Genomic DNA, 426 nt, shown 5'->3' on the forward strand with positions numbered 1-426 from the left:
ATACTAACCTACCCTACGATGAACAAGCTAAAATAGAAGGAATATGGACGCATTTCGGATACGCAGATGAATTTGGTGGTGATGAGTATGAAATAGAACGAGCAGCTTGGTTAAGTTGTTTAGACGAAATCCTAAGTTTAGGTTATACGTTTAAATTTATTCATGCTCAGAATAGTGCGAGTTTTGTAAGAGAAGATGGCTTGCTTGATCAACATACACATGCGCGATTAGGTATTATTCTATATGGTTCAAGACCTTATAGTAGTCTCCCTACTTCAACTACTCATCAAAATTTTACTGTTACTGCGAATGTGATTCAAGTACGCCCTATTAAACAAGGCGAAACTTGTGGTTATAGTTTCCAATATACAGCAGATAAAGATTGTAACCTTGCAGTAGTTGATATCGGTTATGGAGACGGTATAC

Annotated in this window: 1 protein-coding gene; it reads left to right on the forward strand. The window is 36.9% G+C overall.

Going from position 1 to position 426, the window contains the following annotated elements:
• Positions 1–426, forward strand: a 426-nt coding sequence (locus E4T88_RS17540) for an alanine racemase (RefSeq protein ID WP_185146761.1), incomplete at both ends; no start/stop codon positions are given.

The sequence above is a fragment of the Dysgonomonas mossii genome (genome assembly GCF_004569505.1).
In the GTDB taxonomy this organism is placed as follows: domain Bacteria; phylum Bacteroidota; class Bacteroidia; order Bacteroidales; family Dysgonomonadaceae; genus Dysgonomonas.